This is a genomic window from Nostoc sp. CMAA1605, from assembly GCF_021596505.1.
Classification (GTDB): Bacteria; Cyanobacteriota; Cyanobacteriia; order Cyanobacteriales; family Nostocaceae; genus Trichormus.
Window position 1 is genome coordinate 1 of record NZ_PJIZ01000041.1, and the last position, 18992, is coordinate 18992.

The following is an 18992-nucleotide window of genomic DNA, read 5'->3' on the forward strand; positions in this document are numbered from 1 at the left end:
CATCGTCTGAGGGAATTTATGGGACGTTTAGAGTTAAGATTTGGGGCGTTTGATTTTATTGTCACACCAGATGGAGAACACATTTTTTTAGAAGTGAATCCTAATGGTGAATGGGGAATGTTGGAGAGAGATTTAGATTATCCCATTGCAGATGCGATCGCAGAAACTTTAGTGAGTAATTTCCCAATATAATTATGAGCGTATTAATTATCACCCATAGCCAAGATAATGAGAGTATTTCTCTGGTAATGCAAGCCATCAAAGCACAAGGAGGTAAAGCATTTCGCTTTAATACAGATAGATTTCCGACAGAGGTGCAGTTAGATGTTTATTATGGTGATGGTAAAAAATGTATCCTCACTGCTGATGAGCAAAGCCTCGATTTAGACGAAGTATCGGCGGTTTGGTATCGACGCATCGCCATAGGTGCAAAGATTCCCAACACAATGGATAAACAACTACGCCAAGCTTCTATCCAAGAGTCTCGCGTCACCGTTCAAGGAATGATTGCTAGTATTAAAGGTTTTCACCTTGATCCTTTACCTCATATTCGTCGTGCTGATAATAAACAATTACAACTGCAAGTAGCCAGGGAAATCGGCTTAGATACACCACGCACATTAACGACAAATAACCCCGTTGCAGTGAAACAATTTGCCCAAGAATGTCCGCAAGGGATGATTAGCAAAATGCTTTCTTCCTTTGCAATTTACGATGAACAAGGACAAGAACAGGTAGTATTTACAAATCCAGTCTCAGCAGCAGATTTAGATCATTTAGAAGGCTTACGTTTTTGTCCGATGACGTTTCAAGAAAAGGTAGCTAAAGCCTTAGAATTGCGGATTACTATCGTGGGTAAACAGGTATTTGCGGCGGCGGTTGATTCCCAAGCTTTGGATAAGGCACAATACGATTGGCGTAAACAAGGCGTGGCTTTACTTAATGCTTGGAAACCCTATACTTTACCCCAAGACATAGAAGAAAAGTTGCTGAAATTAATGGCTCACTTTGGGTTAAATTATGGGGCAATTGATGTGATTTTAACTCCTGATCAGCGTCACGTATTTTTAGAAGTTAATCCCGTGGGAGAATTCTTTTGGTTGGAACGTTGTCCTGGTTTCCCAATTTCTCAAGCGATCGCACAAGTGTTATTATCTCAATCTGGTGCATGACACAATAATTACTCATTATGGCTGATGTGAATTTAGTTTCGCCTGCTGATTCTCCCAATCATCCCCAGAAAATCACTAATCCAGATTCTCTGCACCTCGCTACGCCTAACGAGTTTCTACCACCGATTAGTAAATGGACAACTTTAGGCGGCGTGGTACTGCTGGGGATTTTTGCGGTGAGTATTGCCTTAGCGGGTGTACTCAAGTACAAAGTCACCATTAAAGCACCAGCAACGATTCGTCCTAGTGGAGAACTGCGTCTGGTACAATCTCCCATTGAGGGGACAGTTAAAGATATTACTGTGCAAGTTAATCAAAGAGTGAATCAAGGTGATATCATCGCCATCATTGACGATCGCAGACTGCAAACGCAAAAACAGCAACTATTAATCAACATTCAGCAAACTAGACTGCAACTATCGCAAATAGATGCTCAAATTATAGCTTTAGATCAGCAAATTACCGCCGAACAATCCCGACGCGATCGCAATATTGCATCCATCCAAGCCGAACTCAACCGCAACCGCAGAGACTTAGAGAATAGACAAGTAACTTCCGTCACCCAAGTTGATGAAGCTAAAGCCAATCTCCAGCAAGCGCAAAAAGAGATACAAAAAAGCCAAGCACAGTTAAAATCTGCCGAAGCATCTCTAAATTCTAGTGTAGCTTCTTTAAAAGCCGCTAAAGCGAAACGAGATAGATATCAACCCTTAGTACAATCTGGTTCACTTTCCCAGGATCAATTTCAAGAAGTACAGTTAGCAGTAGAACAACAACAACAACTGCTAGCAGCACAACAAGCCACCGTAGAAGAACGTCAACAAAGCATCCTGCAACAACAACAAGCCGTAGCAGCCGCCGCAGCGAGACTCAAAGCCGCCTATACAGGCTTAAATCCCAGTGACGCAGATGTCACAATCACCCAAGAAAGAATTGCCAGCGAAACAGCCAGCAGTAGAATTAGTTTGGCGAAATTCAATCAAGAACGACAACAACTCATTCAACAAAAACTCGAAATTCAAAAGCAAGCCAGTAGTAACCGCCAAGACCTGATGCAAATTAACCGCGATATTGCCAATACAGTCATTCGTGCCACTGCATCAGGTATAATTCAGGAATTGAAACTGCGAAATAATGCCCAAATAGTGCGTTCTGGGGATACCATAGCCCAAATTGCACCCAGTCAATCACCGTTAGTAATTAAAGCACTAGTTGGTAATCAAGATATTCGGAAAGTGGAGAAGGGACAGCAAGTGCAAGTGCGTCTTTCTAGCTGTCCTTACACCGAATACGGCACTTTAAAAGCCAAAGTGCAAACCATTTCCCCAGACACCATCTCAGCCGAAGATCAAGGTGGCAGCACAGGCACTTATCAAGTTACCATCCAGCCAGAAACACAAGTCTTAACAGCAGGCGATCGTCAATGTGTGATTCAATCTGGGATGGAAGGTAGAGCTGATATTATCTCTTCTGAAGAAACAGTGTTTAATTTTATTCTCAGAAAAGCCAGATTATTGACTGATGTGTAGTAGAGGTTGAAATCTCTTTCAACCCGTCTGATTGCATAAAAATACGGTGACAAACCTAAGCCATTAATGAACATTAAAATAAACTAACCCTGATATCCTAATTAACATCTTGTGTAACTTATACCAATTCGCAATTCGCAATGGACTTCGTCCCGCTTCGCTAACGCAATTCGCAATTAAGAAAGTCAGATACCATCTGGGTTTCAAGCTTTGCATCTGTTGCTTAATTTTGGAGAATTGGTATTACTTTCCAACCTAACCCCCAACCCCTTCCCTACAAGGGAAGGAGAGCAAAGTTTATTTTAAATTGGTATAACCCAGTCCCAAATCCCCAGTCCCCAATATATGCCACGCGCCGTTGCTACTAGTAGTTCCAATCAAACCAAAGCCACAGTCACCACCAAACTCTGGCTGCTGCTAGTGGGAGTTAATCAATATCAGGATACACAACTGCCATGTCTGCGTTATGCCGCAGTTGACTGTCAAGCCTTAGCAGAAGCTTTGACAGCAGCAACTCAAGAACAATTTATCCAAAAACAAATCAATATTTACCATGATTTTGCGACAGAATTACCACTGTTAACTAATATTCGCACTCGCTTACAACAAATTACATCTACGGCTCAAGCCACAGATACAATTTTATTTTATTTTTCCGGTCACGGAATGTTACAGCCACAAACACAACAAGCATTTTTGTGTTTAGCAGATACCCAAAAAGATAACTTAGAAAATACAGGTTTAGCCGTTTCAGAATTATTAGAACTTTTAAGTAATAGTGGCGTACAAAATCAGATAATTTGGTTAGATGCTTGTCATAGTGGTGGGATGACATTACGGGGTTTAAATCCCACGCCGCAATTATTAGCGGTTTTACAACAACGCGCCGCTAAAAGTAAAGGTTTTTATGCTTTACTATCTTGTGATACAGAGCAGCTATCATGGGAATTTCCCGAACTGGGACATGGTGTATTCACATATTATTTAATGCGGGGACTGCGTGGGGATGCGGCTGATCAGCAAGGGGTAATTTCGGCTGACGGCTTATATCGCTACGTTTATCACCAAACCCTACAATATATAGATAAAACCAACCAACAACTAAGATTAATTAACCAACAAAAACGCGGTAAAGGTGATACAGAACTGTATAGTGAATATCCCCTACAAACGCCAAAACGCATCGTCGAAGGGATTGGGGAATTAATTATCGGAAAAATTCCGGCGATCGCTGTATCTATTTCCACTAGAAAAGCCTTAGTCATTGAAGGTATCATCGGTTCACAAATAGCAATAGATTTCAGTAAAGTTTTGGGTGGTGCGGGTGCTTTTGAATTAGCATATTTACCCCGCACAACTAATACTAATAATCAAGAAATCCGCGAAGCCATCAAAGAATGTTTATTTTCTACCAATCAAACACAAAAATATCAAACAGAAGAAGCTATCACTGTCTTGTTATATCTGCGGGGACGACTAGAAGAAACCCCCACAGGAGAAGCCGCATTAGTTTTATTAGATGATATTTGGTTGAGTCGTTCTTGGCTCAGACAACAATTGCGTCGTTCAGCCGCTACACAACAAATTATTATTTTAGATTGTCAAGTTGGAACACATCAGATATCTTTGCCAGATTGGATAGAAGACTTACAATTAAACTCCGCCACCGGACAATGTATCATCGCTGCAACTAGTCCCAAAGCCAACCCAGAATTTTTTGCCCAAGGACTCATCGACACCTTAAAAATAGCTTCCACCGCCAATGGTTTATCAGTAGCAGCGTGGATTACACAATTACAAATTCATCTAGCCACACAACCACAAATCACCCCCATTCCACCCCTACAAATTTGGTTATCAGCAACACAAGGCGTAATTGAAATCATCCCCGCCACCACCAGCGCACACAACCAACAAAAACCCACAGCCTTAGATTTAAAAATTTGCCCTTATCGGGGGTTAAAAGCTTTTAGTGAAGAAGATGCTCAGTATTTTTACGGTAGAGAATCCCTAACGCAGCAATTAATAGCACACATTACCCACCACTCATTTTTAGCCGTAGTCGGTGCATCAGGTAGTGGGAAATCCTCCGTAGTCCAAGCCGGACTCACAGCACAACTACGTCTAGGAAAACAAATCCCCAATAGCGACTCCTGGTTAATTAAAACCATCCGTCCCGGCGCACGCCCCCTAGAGGCCTTAGCGCGACGCTTAGGGGACGTGAAGGCAGGGGGGCAGGGGGGCAAGGGAGCAGGGGAGGCAGGGGGAGCAGGGGAGGCAGGGGAGGCAGGGGAGGCAGGGGAGGCAGGGGAGGCAGGGGAGGAGATGGAAGAAAGAGCAATGCCCAATGCCCCATACCCAATGCCCAATGCCCAATGCCCCATGCCCCATGCCCTCCTTTTAGAAGCCATGCTTTACCAGGGAGTGGAAGGCTTTGTGTATTGGCTGCGGAGTCGTCCAGAACCGGTGGTGGTGTTAGTAATTGACCAATTTGAAGAATTATTTACCCTTGCACCCACTGAAGATAGACAGCGATTTTTAGAATTAGTCTTGGGTGCGATCGAGTACGCCTCTGATAAATTTAAGTTAGTGCTGACCTTAAGAGCCGATTTTATTGCTCCTTGCTTGGAAGTACCTAAACTCGCTAATTTATTGCAGCAGTCTAGTGTATTAGTTCCACCCGCTTTAAGTGATGACGACTACCGCCGTGTGATTATTAACCCCGCCGAACAAGTGGGTTTAAAAGTCGAGTCAGGACTAGTGGAAATTCTGCTGCAAGATTTAAACCACTCGGCGGGAGATTTACCCCTATTGGAATTTGTCTTAGAACAATTATGGGAATACCGCCAAAGTGGAGAACTGACGCTGACAGCTTATCAACAACAAATTGGCGGAATTAAAGGCGCACTGGAACGCAAAGCCGAGGAAGTTTACAAAAATTTAGACCCACAAGCGCAAGAATGTGCAAGATGGATTTTTTTGTCACTGACGCAATTAGGCGAAGGCACAGAAGACACCAGACGCAGGGTTTTGAAATCTGAGTTAGTCGTCAAGAAATATCCTGATGAACTGGTAGAAAGAACACTCGCAGCATTAACGGCGGCGAAATTAGTCGTGGTGAATTTAGAAGAGGGACTGGGGACTGGGGACTGGGGACTGGGGACTGGGGATAAGGTAGAAATTCCCGCCTCCCCTGCCTCCCCTGCTCCCCCTGCCTCCCCTGCTCCCCCTGCCTCCCCTGCTCCCCTGCACCCCTGCACCCCTGCCTCCCCCGTTACCATTGAAGTAGCGCACGAAATCCTCATTCGCCACTGGTCAACGTTGCGCTGGTGGTTGGAGGAAAATCGTAGTAGACTGCGATCGCAGCGTCAAATTGAGCAAGCCGCAGCTCTTTGGAAACAAAATCATGAGCTGTCAGATTTTTTATTACAAGGTGTTCGTTTAGCGGAAGCTGAGGAAATCTATGTTAAATACACAGATGAATTATCTGTAGATGTCCAAAATTTTATTGCTGCTTGTTTAGATGCTCGGCAACAACAACAATTAGAACAGAAAAAACGTCTCAGACAAGCACAAAAAGCTATAGCTGTGATCAGCGTTTTAGGAATTGCTGCTAGTGGCTTTGGTGGTTTAGCCTATACACAACAACGCGCCGCCCAATTAAGAGAAATAACTGCTTTAAATTCTGCTTCTGAGGCGTTTTTGTTATCTCATCAACAATTAGAAAGTGTCATATCTAGTATCAAAGCCCGACGCGCACTCAAACGAGTTTTTGCACCTGCTGAAGATATCCAAATCACCACAGCCGCAACTTTTCAACAAGCTATGGCGCGCACTCAGGAAATTAATCGTTTCCTTGGTCATCAGCAACAGGTAAACGCCATAGTTTTTCACCCCAATGGACGGATTTTAGCTTCTGCTAGTGATGACGGTACAATCAAAATTTGGTCTGAAGACGGTCGATTAATTGAGAATATTATTACACCATCAAGATTAACCGCGATCGCTTTTAGTCCTAACGGTAAATATTTGGCTGTCTCTAGTGCTGATTATAGTCTAAAAATCTATGCTTTTGATGCTAGATGTTTATCCCAAAGATGTATCAATCTCATCCAGAATCTTCCGGCTCACACCAATGTGATCACTGATATTATTTTTAGTCCAGATAGTTCGATGATTGCTACATCTAGCTTCGATTCCACTATTAAATTATGGCGATTTGACGGGAAATTAATTAATAGTTGGATTGCTCATAATGGTTGGGTGAATTCTATCACATTTAGCCCAGACGGTAAAATAATTGCCTCTGGTGGCGAAGATAAATTATTAAAACTTTGGCGCACAGATAACGGTAAATTAATTAAAACTTTGCCTGGACACACAGCCAGTGTTACCTGTGTACAGTTTAGTCATGATGGTAAATACTTAGTTACTGGTAGTCGTGATCAAACGATTAAATTGTGGAATGAACAAGGCAAACTCATGCAAACTTTGCTCGGACACAATAACCAAGTAAACCACATTGATTTTAGCCTCAATAGTCAACTAATAGTTTCTGCTAGTGCTGACAAGACTATTAAACTTTGGCGATTAGATGGTAAATTAATTAAAACTATCTCTGGACACGGTGAACAAGTTCAAGATGTAAAATTTAGTCCTGATGGTAAATACATTGCTTCTGCTAGTAGAGATAAAACTATTAGACTCTGGCAAATAAAATCTGAGATGACATCAGCTTTAAATAATGTGCAGGATTTACAATTTAGTCCAAACGGTAAAACTTTTGTTTCTGCTGGCTGGGATGGTAAAGTTACTATTTGGCGCAGAGAGAAAATTGTCAATGCGTCACAATTAACTACATTTTTCGCTCATCAAGATATAATTCAAGCTATTAATATTAGTCCCAATGGTAAACTATTGGCAACAGCTAGTGCTGATAAAACTGTTAAAATTTGGGATATTCCAACCAAAAAATTACTCCAAACATTAAAAGGCCATCAAGATAGAGTTACCAGCATTAGTTTTAGTCCTGATAATCAGACAATCGTTTCTGGAAGTGCTGATAAAACTATCAAAATTTGGCAATTATCCAATGGTCAATTGCTGAGAAATATTACAGGACACCAGGATGTAGTAACTAGTCTGAATTTTAGTCCCAATGGTCAAATATTAGCGACAGGTAGCGACGACAAAACAATAAAAATTTGGCAAGTTACTGATGGTAAACTTTTGCAAAATCTCCAGGGACATGGTTTAGCGATCGCCTCTGTCAAATTCAGCCCAGATGGTAAAATATTAGCCTCGGCCAGTTGGGATAATACCATCAAAATTTGGCAAATACCAGACGGCAAATTAATGCAAACCCTCACCGGACATACAGACGGTGTAACTAGCATCACTTTTACAACAGATAGCCAAATTCTCGCTTCTGGTAGTGCTGACAATACCATCAAATTTTGGGATATTGCAAACGGTAAATTACTCACCACACTTTCAGGAAATTCCGAGAAAGTGAATAGTGTGAGTTTGAGTCCTGATGGTAAATTACTCATCAGTGGTGGCGAAAACTCTGGGGTAACGCTGTGGAATTTAGATTTAGATAACTTGATGCAGCAAGGATGCTCCCGCATTCATAATTATCTTGAGCATAACAGCAATATTAGCCCAGGCGATCGCACCCTTTGTAATTAAAGCGACTGTTGAAAAGTTTTGATAGCATCTACATGATTCACTATGTTAATGCAACGTAATAATAACTCTAAATCTATCCCTTTCACTTCTTCACTCTGAGAAACTTTTTCATAGTAAGTTCCAGTGTCATCTACACGCAAATGATAGACATCTAAAACCCCATCTTCCCAAAGCCAAACTTCGGGAATCTTCAGCCGCTTGTAAGCCTCTAGCTTATTAATACCACCACTAGAAAACACCACCTCAATCGCCAAATCAGGACGTACTTTCCCAGGAGCAAGCTTATAAGATTCGTCAGCCTCTCGTTTAACAGCACCAGATTCACTTTCTAGCGTCATTGAGCCGGTAGGAGTAAAATCAAACCCTGCTATAAGTAGATAAAGTTCTAATAACGCACCAATTCTTTCCTTAACAGTTTCGTGGTCTTCTCCTAGCCTTCTCCTAATCTCCAAAACGCCATCCAGAAAAGACAACCGATAGCCTGGACGGTCTAACAACCCCTCAACTGCTTTGAACTCTCTCCAAGTCATTCCCTCAAACAACAGGGGTGATTCTTTTGCGGTTGTAGCGATGATGGTTGCTGGTGTCATGTTAGTCTCCAGTCGGATTCGCTGCGGAGGGCAATTTACCAATTGTAATTCCAATTTTAAAAAATCTAAAATCCTCAAGGGACTTCCAGATAAAAAAATATCCAAACTGTAGGGTGCGTCAGTGCGAGAAAACCTAACTATACCAAGAGATTATTCATACTGACGCACCCTACTAAGCTGTTTATTTGGGATAACCTATTTTTTGGTGTTCCCAAATGGTTTATCCCTTGTAGGTGCAGTCAATCCAAAATCCGTCTTGAAAAGTTTCCTACGGCGGGAAACCCGCCTACAGAACTTTTCGCAAAATCTAAAATCTAAAATTAGTTGACTCATCCCTACAAATAGATATAAGATTGCCCTAGATAGAAGGGGAGTAGCTACTGGCATAAAATTCGCCAGTACATCTGAATCAACACACTGGCGATGAGCCTGGTTCAGATGACAAATAACAAAGATTTGGTAGCGAGACCTTCACTAAGTTCACAAACAACACTTGTGAGCTTGGTGGGGTCTTTTGGCATTCATCAAGCTCACATGACACACGATTATTCAGGAGCTTGAGAGAGTGCTAGCAGCTTTTACCGCAGGTTTATTACTAATTACAGTTTCAGAGTTAGGCGATAAAACATTTTTCATCGCCATGATTTTGGCAATGCACCACTCACGAAGATTGGTATTTGCAGGCGTAGTAGCTGCCTTAGCCGCCATGACTGTCCTTTCAGTGTTATTTGGTCAAGCGGCTTCATTATTGCCCAAAATTTATATCCATTACGCTGAAATTGCTTTATTTATCGCCTTTGGCTTAAAGCTGTTGTACCAAGCCATGAAAATGACGGCAAAAGCCGAGAAAGCTGAAATGATGGAAGAAATTGCAGAAGCTCAAGCCGCAGTCGAAAAAGCAGAATTGCAGCTACCCAAGCAAAAAACACCCTTATCAATTTTGACAGAAGCCTTTGTTCTCACCTTCATGGCAGAATGGGGCGATCGCACTCAAATTGCCACCATTGCCCTAGCCGCAGGTAATAATGCCATTGGTGTCACCATAGGAGCAATTTTAGGTCATGCCATTTGCGCTGCGATCGCTGTTATTGGTGGCAAAATGATTGCTGGACGCATTTCTGAGCGTCAACTCACCTTTGCTGGCGGATGCCTATTTTTGATTTTTGGCGTGGTTGCTGCTATTGAGGGAGCTTAACAATTCAAAATTCAAAATTCAAAATTCAAAATTCCCTACGGGTACTCTGCGAGAACGCCTTTGGCGAACACGGTAGCGTTGCCAAGCATTAGCTTGCGCCTACAAAATTCAAAAAAACAGCCCTTAATTTTTAAGGACTGTTCTTTTTTCATGGTTTAGACATACTTTAGGGTGTAGTTGGTGTAGTGGTTGTTGGTGTGGTTGGTGTGGTTGGGGTGGTTGGTGCGGCTGTAGGTGTTGCTGATGCAGTGGCAGCTTTGTTGATTTCATCTTTGTATTGTGCGGGAGCTAAAGCCACAGCACTATCAAACAAAGGTTTTGCTTCTGTCAGCTTACCTTGTTCCTTTAACACCATCGCCTTTGCCAAAACTGGGCGAAAATCTTGGGGAGCTTTCTTAATTGCCTGATCAAAAGTAGAAATAGCTTGAGGATAGCGTTTTTGGGTAGCGTGAACATTTCCCAGTAGTACCTGTACAGCCACCGCATCTACACTGCCTGGTTGAATAGTATTCTCTTGAGCAGCATTAGTCAAAGTTTCTTGTAGCAAGCCTACAGCCGCCTCTGGACGTTGTTGATCTAACAACAAAGCCACCATACCCTGTAAAGCCTTCAAATCCCCTGGTTTTGTGTCTAAAACAGCCCGATAAGCTTGAGCTGCTCCTTCCTTATCACCAATCTGCTGTTTAGCTTGAGCAAGTAACACGCTATACTCTGACTGCTGAGGATTAAGTTTTGCTAGCTTTTCTAGAGGTTCAATCACCCCATTAATATCACCCTGCTTTAAAGTCAAAAGTTGTAACCTTGCTTGTAATAACCCCTTGAGCGCAGTTTGGTTTTCTGGTTCTCTTTGTAAAACCAACTCATAACCCCGTACCTCATCTTGCAACTTAGTTGTTTGGTTTGTAGCAGCCACACTACCAGGACTGGTAGTAGAACTGGGGGTTGAAGATGAAGTTTTAGTAAGCGCACCGAAAATGGGAACTAAGGAAATACCCACAAAAGTCAGCACTGCCAGTGCTAGAATTAGCTGAACTATCCAGCGATTGCGCGGTTGAGACACGATTTTTACCCCCCTCCAAAACTCTCATCCCATTATTATTCACACAAACTCGAAAGTTAAAAATTTCCAAAACTGTGCGGAATACCGCCAATTATCTGTGAATTTTATAACAATTGATTATTAGCACTGGTAAATTAAGTGATGACTTTAGGAAGAGCCATCAAAACAGAAGCTATGATATGCTTCCGTAACTAGTCTAAAGACGCTAGATTACACATTTAGATCATGAATTACTAATCTAGCGTCTTTAAAATTGTATAGAGCGTCCTGTTGTGATTTTGTGAAAAGTCAATTTACTTTCATCAGCCACACAAACGCTCTTTCCAGATGCTTTAGTAAAATCCCACAATGGGATGTGTCTCCGCCGCAAGGAGTTTTTATGAATTCCGACCTGATGCCTTCGCCTGATTCCGCTCACTCTTTTGCTTCCAATGAACCTCAAACTACCAAAGAGGCAGCCGCTAACATTCAATTAGCCGCAACCCAGCCCTCTCAGATTGAGAATTCATCTGTTAAACCCAGTGAAACCGACACCCATGAAAACCTAGCTGACCGTCAACAGCCAATACCACCGCCGAGCGAACCAATGCAGTATCGTGCCATTGGTTTAGTCCGGGGACGCTACCAAGCCAGCGATGAACATTTTACCCAAGGTGTTTTAGTCACCCCAGATGGTGTAGAACTAAACTCTGTCTTGTTAGGTCGGATTATGAGCTTAGTCAAAAATCACCTAGACCTAGAAAAAGACCATTTGTGGGTAGTTTATCCCCGCACCAGACAAGAGAATGACACCTTACACATTCAAATTGTCGGCGTGTGGGAGCCTGAAAACCTTGCTAAAAATTTAGCAGAAGCAGAGGCACAAACATCACAGACACCCGATAATAGTTCAAAAGAACAAAGTCAAGAAGCCACAAACCCACCTCCTTCATCTCATATTCCCGATGGAGGTTTTTCCGTCCGTGGAGAAGTGGTTTACCAGTCTTTTGACTCAAAAAGCTTAGTAGTGAAAATTAAGCAAGCTCCACGTAAACCGACAGATAAACCCAAGTATTTCAAATTGAAATTACGGGGTGTACTGACCACCAAAGCCGTAGGCAAGTTTTGGGACTTCCAAGCCAAGCGAGAAGCTGACGGATTGGTAATAGAAACAGCAGAAGCGATCGCTGATTTACCCAAAAAACGTAGACCCCCCTTCAAAGGTGGCGGTGGCCCTCGCGGTGCTGGTGGCGGTAGCAGAAGACCATTCCCCCCCAGAAGACCTGGAGAAACTCCACGTCCCGTCAAGAGAACAGGCGGCGATTCCTCGGTAGTTTCTAAACCCTTACCAAAACCGTCTTCGTCTTCGCCCAGTTCTACACCTACTCCCAAGCCGATTAAACGACCAAAACCAACCCAGGAGTAGGGATTGGGCATTGGGCATTGGGCATTGGGCATTGGGCATTGGGCATTGGGCATTGGGCATTGGGTATTGGGCATTGTATTTTCTCCCCCAGTCCCCAGTCCCCAGTCCCCAGTCCCCAGTCCCCAGTCCCCAGTCCCCAGTCCCCAGTCCCCAGTCCCCAGTCCCTAGTCCCCAGCCTTAAAAGTCTCTCCAATGGTCTTGGGGCATAAATGACCTTTCCATTGGAATTGGGGCTACTGGTTCGGTGAGGGTAAAACTGCCTGCTGCAATCCATTGTTTTAACTCTAGGGCAACTTGTCGAGATAAAAACATACTGGCTAAAGGAGCAGCTCTGACTGTTTTACCCTCAATGGTGACACGCCCGGATTTTAACTGGGCGTAACTCACCAAGCCAAATGTCGGACGTACTCGCCGAGGAATCGAGAAATCTACTATCGGCGCAACTAAATCTTGATCCTGCACAGCGCAGTGTTCTACAACCTGTTCGTTTAATAAAGGTATGGGTACACCGACACCCAACATTAAGGAAGGGCCATAACTCTTAAAATAACAACCCCTGACCCAACGACTATCCATTTGTTTAGCATCCCCAATTAAGGCTAAAGTCGCAGCCGGGCCGATGGGTGTTTGATTGGCGAGACGCTTTTGTAAGGGAAAATGTTGTGTACCTTCCCAAGCCACGTAACCCACACCACCGCCTAAGAAAATGCGCGTGCCGATGCCAATCAGTTGTAAGTTGGGGTCATTGAAGAGGGGAGAAACTGCCCCAGGGTTAGAATAGACGGCATTACCTAAACGCGGTTGCAAGGGGCCGAGATAGGTATGTAATGGGCGATCGCCTCCATTCACCCCCACAATAAAATTTTGATAAAGATTACGGGGATTAAATAAATAAAACTGATTTATCGTGTCGCGGGTAATAGAAGTCTCAAAACTGGCTCTAGGATAACAATCTGTCACTTGTCCTTGAGCGCGCACATGAATGGGTTTACCTGCGATTAAATCTTCAATCACATGGCCGCCACCTCTTTCTCTAACTTCTTCCCCGTCCATTGTGTCTACAGCACAGCTAGCACCTAAATATAAATCGACTGCGCCAAAGCCAGTATAGGCGGGTACACCATCCACCCAACAACGCCGAATTTTGATTGGTGGGTCGGTGTGTCCCAAATTAATAATTGCACCACTCGATTCCATCGGTTCAAAAGTGCCAGTGGTGACGACATCCACCTCTTTAGCCGCTTTACTCACACCGATTTCCGCGACTCGTGCTTTGAATTCCTCAACCGTTAGCACCACCGCAGTTTGACGGTGAATTTTCTCGTTAATTTCCGCAATAGTTCGCATTGTTCACGTAGCGGTTTGACATCCTCATTCTACGGTCATATCTCTGCACTAACTGAGATATGTTTAAATAACAGCGATCGCCCTATCCGAAGTGAGGAAATCATGGGAGCGATCGCTTTACATTAATTTATTTTAAATATCAAAAAGCACCCCCCGAAAGGAGAGTGCTTTAATTTTTATTCAGTTGAAGAATTAACCGTTGATAGCAGGTGCGCTGATAGCAACAGGAGCAACCTCACCAGCAGCCAAGTCTAGGGGGAAGTTGTGAGCGTTACGCTCGTGCATTACTTCCATACCTAAGTTAGCGCGGTTGATTGATGTCTGCCCAGGTGTTGATGACGCGACCTTGGGAGTCAATCACTGATTGGTTGAAGTTGAATCCGTTGAGGTTGAACGCCATTGTGCTTACGCCCAATGCTGTGAACCAAATCCCGATTACAGGCCATGCTGCTAGGAAGAAGTGCAAGGAACGGCTGTTGTTGAAGGACGCGTATTGGAAGATTAAGCGACCGAAGTAACCGTGTGCTGCTACGATGTTGTAGGTTTCTTCTTCTTGTCCGAATTTGTATCCGTAGTTTTGGGATTCGTTTTCGGTTGTTTCACGAACTAAGGAAGAGGTCACTAAGAACCGTGCATTGCGGAGAACAAGCTACCACCGAATACACCAGCCACACCTAACATATGGAAGGGGTGCATCAGGATGTTGTGTTCTGCTTGGAACACGATCATGAAGTTGAAGGTTCCGGAGATTCCCAAGGGCATACCGTCAGAGAGGAGCCTTGTCCGATGGGGTAGATCAGGAATACTGCGGTTGCTGCTGCTACTGGTGCGGAGAATGCTAGGCAGATCAAGGACGCATTCCTAAGCGGTAGGATAGTTCCCACTCACGACCAAGGTAGCAGAATACGCCGATCAGGAAGTGGAATACTACTAGTTGGTAAGGGCCACCGTTGTACAACCACTCGTCTAAGGATGCTGCTTCCCAAATTGGGTAGAAGTGTAAACCGATGGCGTTGGAGGAGGGAACAACTGCTCCGGAGATGATGTTGTTTCCGTACATTAAGGAACCTGCTACTGGTTCGCGGATACCATCGATGTCTACTGGTGGTGCGGCGATGAAGGCGATGATGAAGCAGGTGGTTGCAGCTAGCAAGGTGGGGATCATTAATACGCCGACCAAACCGATGTATAGGCGGTTGTTGGTGCTGGTGATCCACTCGCAGAACTGCTCCCATACGTTTGCGCTCTTGCGCTGTTGTAAGGTTGCTGTCATTTTTTTATGATTACGTTTTGGTATGAATGTTTAGGTCTCTCAACCTGTTACATAGCTTAATCCATACTATTGCGTTTTGTAAAGTATTTTGAGAAAAAATTTTCGCCTTCAACCTGTGGAAAGCTCTGATACCGAGTTTTTATAGATATTTCGAGCCTACAGAGTAAATTAATTTTGCTTAACAATGTTCATTTACTATTACTCAAAAATTGTGACTGCACTATTAGCCAACGCCTCCCTTGTCAGCTACAGCCCTGCTTACACAATCGTTCCAACTTATGAATGCTTTAATCGTTGCACCTACTGCAATTTTCGCACCGACCCTGGTGAAAGCCCTTGGTTAAGTCTGTCAGCAGCTGAGAGTATCTTAAAAAGACTGCAAAATCAGCAAGTTTGTGAAATTCTCATTCTTAGCGGTGAAGTGAGTCCTCACTCAAATAAACGTAAAGATTGGTTTCAAAGAATTTATGATTTGTGTGAGTTAGCCTTATCGATGGGTTTTTTACCACACACCAACGCAGGGCCTTTGAGTTTTGCAGAGATGCAGCAACTCAAAAATGTCAATGTATCAATGGGCTTAATGTTAGAACAGTTAACCCCAGCATTATTAAAGACAGTTCATCGTCACGCACCGAGTAAATTACCAGAACTCAGACTGCAACAATTAGAATGGGCGGGAGAATTACAAATTCCCTTTACTACAGGCTTATTGTTGGGAATTGGAGAAACTTCTGATGATTGCTGGGAAACATTAACAGCTATTTCCCAGATTCATCAACGCTATCATCATATTCAAGAAGTCATCTTACAACCCCATAGCCCAGGTAATCAGCAAACCTTTGACGCACCGCCCTTTGATCCTCATCAGCTACCAGTTGTGATTGCTAAAGCACGTCAGATTTTACCGTCAGATATCACAATTCAAATTCCGCCTAATTTAGTGAAAGATGAGCAATGGTTACTTGCTTGTATTGAAGCTGGTGCCAGAGATTTAGGCGGAATTAGCCCGAAAGATGAAGTAAACCCAGATTATCCCCATATTCAAGAACGAGAATTAAGAGAAATTTTAGAGCCTGCGGGGTGGGAATTAGTAACGCGTTTACCCATATATCCCCAGTTTGATGGTTGGTTGTCTGGTGAACTGCAAACATTAGTAAAACAATGGCGTGTAAGTCCCTTAATGTGGGTGGTTTATGGCTTTAGCAAACCTACCCAATAGTTAAGTTTTACTTTTTCAACAGAGGAGAATTATTGAAAAAGTCTTTCACGGAAATATACAATTGATTACCTGAACTTTGGAAAAGTGGCTCGGCACTTTTCCCTTCTGCAATGTCCATTAGTCTTTGTATTACTTCCCTGGGATCACTGTCGGATTTAACAGTAAATAGATGATTAGTGGCGTTGCAAGTTTCTCCTGAATTAGCGGCACAAATAACAGGAATGCCATTGCGCTTTCCGTGAGATAGGTAATTTAAACGGCCTTGATCATAAGATTCTTGGAATTTTTTTGTAACTTCCTGACAGCGTTTTTCTGGTGTCCAGCCACTTTTATTAAAGTATTCCGATTTCCAAGCAATGAAACGTACATGACCTTTTCTTTCAGGAATCCAAACTACAGTGGCGGGAATTCTCTCACCACTGGCTGCATCAAACATTGGCTGACAAAAGAAGGTAACTTTATAGGGTTGGGATTTAGCAGAATTTGATTGGCTGAAACTAGGAGATAGGCTGACAAATAAGCTACTTAAAGATGTGATAACGGTTAATCCTAAACCGATGAATAATGCTTGTTTCTGCATGGTTATGCTCTTGAAAATTGATAAGTAAATGGCAATAAAAGAGATAAAAGAGACAACAGAAAGAATTTTTCCCCAATACCCAGTACCAGTCCCCAATCCCCAATTAAGAGTTTACTGCTGCACGCAAATTGTAGTTTCCTATTTCTCCTCGCCCATTAGAACTGGCAACTATGAAATAAATTCCATCTGCTGGTAAAGTGGTGGTGATTTGAGAATTTAAATCATTGGGGCTTCTATCATCGTTTTCGGCTATTTTGATAAATTCTCTATTTTCAGAAGATTCACTTACTTGATATAAACTGAGGTATGAATTAATCTTCTGACTGCTCATATCAATGACTATTTGTTGGTTAGCTTGACCTTGAAATTGATAGAGGTTAACAAATCTACCGCCTTCAAAAGTGCGATCGCCTGTTGTTAAACTGCCATTAATTACTTGACCATTGAGTGTAATATTGGCTACAGTCGCTTCCCTTGGTCGTTCTAAGGTAGATTTACTCGCAACTCTTCGGTTCTGTACGTCTGCTATGAAAGATTGGACATTGCTTACAGGAAGAGCCAAATTAATCCCCGTACCACTGGGTGTGCGAGCCACTAAATTACCTGCGCCATCAATAACTGGTGCTGTAGCTACCAAAGAATTCACACCAATCACATTTCCTTGAGCATTCAATAAAGGCCCTCCAGAGTTACCTGAATTAGCCCGCTTTTGTCACTTTCCGGGAGGGCAATCGCTAGAAACCTTATGAGGGCATCAATACAAGCTATAATATAGGAATCATATTTGATTTCTGAAAAAAACTGCGAGATAATACGGTCAGAGAGACCTGTCTAATAAAGAACAATGATAAACCAGCATCTAGAAATGGCGATACCTGCGGCGGACGTAGTGATCGCAGAACTACAAGAATTTATAGATAGTCATCCAGATGCTCGTGAAGTAAGAAAAGCTTTGGCAGTAAAACTAGTTTATCAAGGTTACAAGTATGAAGAAATTCAAACAATTTTAGATGTGTCAGTTGGTTCAATAACAAGCTGGAAGCAAGCTTACCAGGAAAATGGAATTTTGGGTTTGCGCTTAAACTATAAAGGCAGAAAAAGTTATTTGAGTGATGAACAGTTCCTCCAAGTATTAAGTTGGTTGCAAACTAAAGAAATTTGGGAGCTGGGTGAACTGGAATATAAATTAGCATTTGAATATGATGTCATCTACGAATCGAAACGAAGTTACTATGATTTATTTGAAGCAGCAGGAATTAGTTGGAAAAAGACTACAGGCTTGAATCCAAAGGCTGATCAAGAGGTGGTGGCGGCAAAAAAAAACAAATTGAAACATTGCTGGCAAGCAACAGAGAGGAGATAGAAGCACGAAAGCTGAGAGTATTACTAATAGATGAGTGTCATTTATTATGGGGAGACGTAACTGGTTATGTTTGGGGAAGAACTGACCAAGAGATAGCAATTGAAGTCGTTAATGAACGAGATAAGCAGACATATTATGGTGCAGTTGATTATCTCGACGGAAAGCTACTCTTGAAAGCATATAATGCTGGTAATTCAAAGAATACGATTGATTATTTACGTTATTTATTAGACCAGTCTCCCGACCAAAGATTGCTTCTTATTTGGGATGGTGCTTCTTATCATCGTTCACATTTAGTTCAAGACTTTTTAGGCGAGATAAATCAAGGTTTACCGCAGAAAAATGGAAATTCATTGCATTCGTTTTGCTCCTAATTGTCCATCGCAAAATCCTATAGAGGATATTTGGTTACAAGCGAAAACCTGGATTCGACGCTTTTGTGCTTTAATTCCAACATTTCGCCATTTAAAGTGGATGTTTGAGTGGTTTCTCCGAAATACTATGTTTGATTTTATGTCCCTTCAGATGTACGGAGTTTTTTCAGAAATCAAATCCTAGTCCTATATAT

General features: G+C 42.7%; 14 protein-coding genes and 3 pseudogenes. 9 read left to right on the forward strand and 8 right to left on the reverse strand.

Features of this window, described 5'->3' with window-relative positions; genetic code table 11:
• The 4 genes and pseudogenes from CV014_RS15400 to CV014_RS15415 form a co-directional block, all read left to right on the forward strand.
• Positions 1-192 (forward strand): annotated as a pseudogene (locus CV014_RS15400) (MvdC family ATP-grasp ribosomal peptide maturase); the annotation flags it as partial.
• Between the two features lie 2 nt (positions 193-194).
• Complete coding sequence (locus tag CV014_RS15405; protein WP_236142835.1) at positions 195-1172, forward strand: MvdD family ATP-grasp ribosomal peptide maturase; 978 nt, start codon at positions 195-197, stop codon at positions 1170-1172.
• A 17-nt stretch (positions 1173-1189) separates the two neighbouring features.
• A complete protein-coding gene (locus CV014_RS15410; protein WP_236142836.1) occupies positions 1190-2701 on the forward strand; it encodes an HlyD family efflux transporter periplasmic adaptor subunit in 1512 nt (503 codons plus the stop codon).
• 345 nt (positions 2702-3046) lie between these two features.
• Complete coding sequence (locus tag CV014_RS15415) at positions 3047-8392, forward strand: nSTAND1 domain-containing NTPase (RefSeq protein WP_236142837.1); 5346 nt, start codon at positions 3047-3049, stop codon at positions 8390-8392.
• On the opposite strand, the gene CV014_RS15420 is transcribed toward CV014_RS15415, so the two are convergent.
• The gene (locus CV014_RS15420) at positions 8389-8982 is read right to left on the reverse strand and encodes a Uma2 family endonuclease (protein ID WP_236142838.1); all 594 of its coding nucleotides are present in this window, start codon (positions 8980-8982) and stop codon (positions 8389-8391) included. The two genes, CV014_RS15415 and CV014_RS15420, sit on opposite strands and share 4 nt — an antisense overlap.
• Before the next feature lie 565 nt (positions 8983-9547).
• Here CV014_RS15420 and CV014_RS15425 point away from each other — a divergent pair.
• Positions 9548-10177 carry a TMEM165/GDT1 family protein gene (locus CV014_RS15425; RefSeq protein ID WP_236142839.1) on the forward strand — a complete coding sequence of 210 codons (630 nt, stop codon included), beginning with the start codon at positions 9548-9550 and terminating at the stop codon, positions 10175-10177.
• Between the two features lie 166 nt (positions 10178-10343).
• Here CV014_RS15425 and CV014_RS15430 read toward each other — a convergent pair whose 3' ends face one another.
• Positions 10344-11237, reverse strand: a complete 894-nt coding sequence (locus tag CV014_RS15430) for a tetratricopeptide repeat protein (protein ID WP_236142840.1) — start codon at positions 11235-11237, stop codon at positions 10344-10346.
• Positions 11238-11616: 379 nt separating this feature from the next.
• Here CV014_RS15430 and CV014_RS15435 point away from each other — a divergent pair, with 379 nt between their 5' ends.
• Positions 11617-12642 (forward strand): hypothetical protein, encoded by a 1026-nt coding sequence (locus CV014_RS15435; protein WP_236142841.1) that lies wholly within the window; start codon positions 11617-11619, stop codon positions 12640-12642.
• On the opposite strand, the gene CV014_RS15440 is transcribed toward CV014_RS15435, so the two are convergent.
• From CV014_RS15440 to psbA, 3 genes and pseudogenes are all read right to left on the reverse strand, one after another.
• Positions 12614-12835, reverse strand: a complete 222-nt coding sequence (locus CV014_RS15440) for a hypothetical protein (RefSeq protein WP_236142842.1) — start codon at positions 12833-12835, stop codon at positions 12614-12616. The two genes, CV014_RS15435 and CV014_RS15440, sit on opposite strands and share 29 nt — an antisense overlap.
• A complete protein-coding gene (locus CV014_RS15445; protein WP_236142843.1) occupies positions 12820-13989 on the reverse strand; it encodes a homocysteine biosynthesis protein in 1170 nt (389 codons plus the stop codon). The genes CV014_RS15440 and CV014_RS15445 overlap by 16 nt, the downstream gene beginning before the upstream one ends.
• Positions 13990-14181: 192 nt before the next feature.
• A pseudogene (gene psbA / locus CV014_RS15450) lies at positions 14182-15262 on the reverse strand (photosystem II q(b) protein).
• A gap of 211 nt (positions 15263-15473) precedes the next feature.
• Here psbA and cofG point away from each other — a divergent pair.
• Positions 15474-16481, forward strand: a complete 1008-nt coding sequence (gene cofG / locus CV014_RS15455) for a 7,8-didemethyl-8-hydroxy-5-deazariboflavin synthase subunit CofG (RefSeq protein ID WP_236142844.1) — start codon at positions 15474-15476, stop codon at positions 16479-16481.
• A 7-nt stretch (positions 16482-16488) separates the two neighbouring features.
• Here the strand turns inward: cofG and CV014_RS15460 are convergent, their stop codons facing one another.
• The 3 genes and pseudogenes from CV014_RS15460 to CV014_RS30420 all read right to left on the reverse strand — a co-directional run.
• Positions 16489-17061, reverse strand: coding sequence for a COP23 domain-containing protein (locus CV014_RS15460; RefSeq protein ID WP_236142845.1), 573 nt, complete (start codon positions 17059-17061; stop codon positions 16489-16491).
• Between the two features lie 103 nt (positions 17062-17164).
• Complete coding sequence (locus CV014_RS15465) at positions 17165-17716, reverse strand: pre-peptidase C-terminal domain-containing protein (protein WP_329608394.1); 552 nt, start codon at positions 17714-17716, stop codon at positions 17165-17167.
• Positions 17705-17758: pseudogene (locus CV014_RS30420) on the reverse strand (hypothetical protein); the annotation flags it as partial. The pseudogene CV014_RS30420 and the gene CV014_RS15465, both read right to left, overlap by 12 nt.
• Positions 17759-17905: 147 nt before the next feature.
• Between CV014_RS30420 and CV014_RS30080 the strand changes: the two are divergent.
• Together CV014_RS30080 and CV014_RS30085 are read left to right on the forward strand one after the other, a co-directional pair.
• A complete protein-coding gene (locus tag CV014_RS30080; RefSeq protein ID WP_268964716.1) occupies positions 17906-18424 on the forward strand; it encodes a helix-turn-helix domain-containing protein in 519 nt (172 codons plus the stop codon).
• Positions 18397-18798, forward strand: coding sequence for a transposase (locus tag CV014_RS30085; protein WP_268964717.1), 402 nt, complete (start codon positions 18397-18399; stop codon positions 18796-18798). Before CV014_RS30080 ends, CV014_RS30085 begins: the two co-directional genes overlap by 28 nt.
• Positions 18799-18992: the final 194 nt, after the last annotated feature.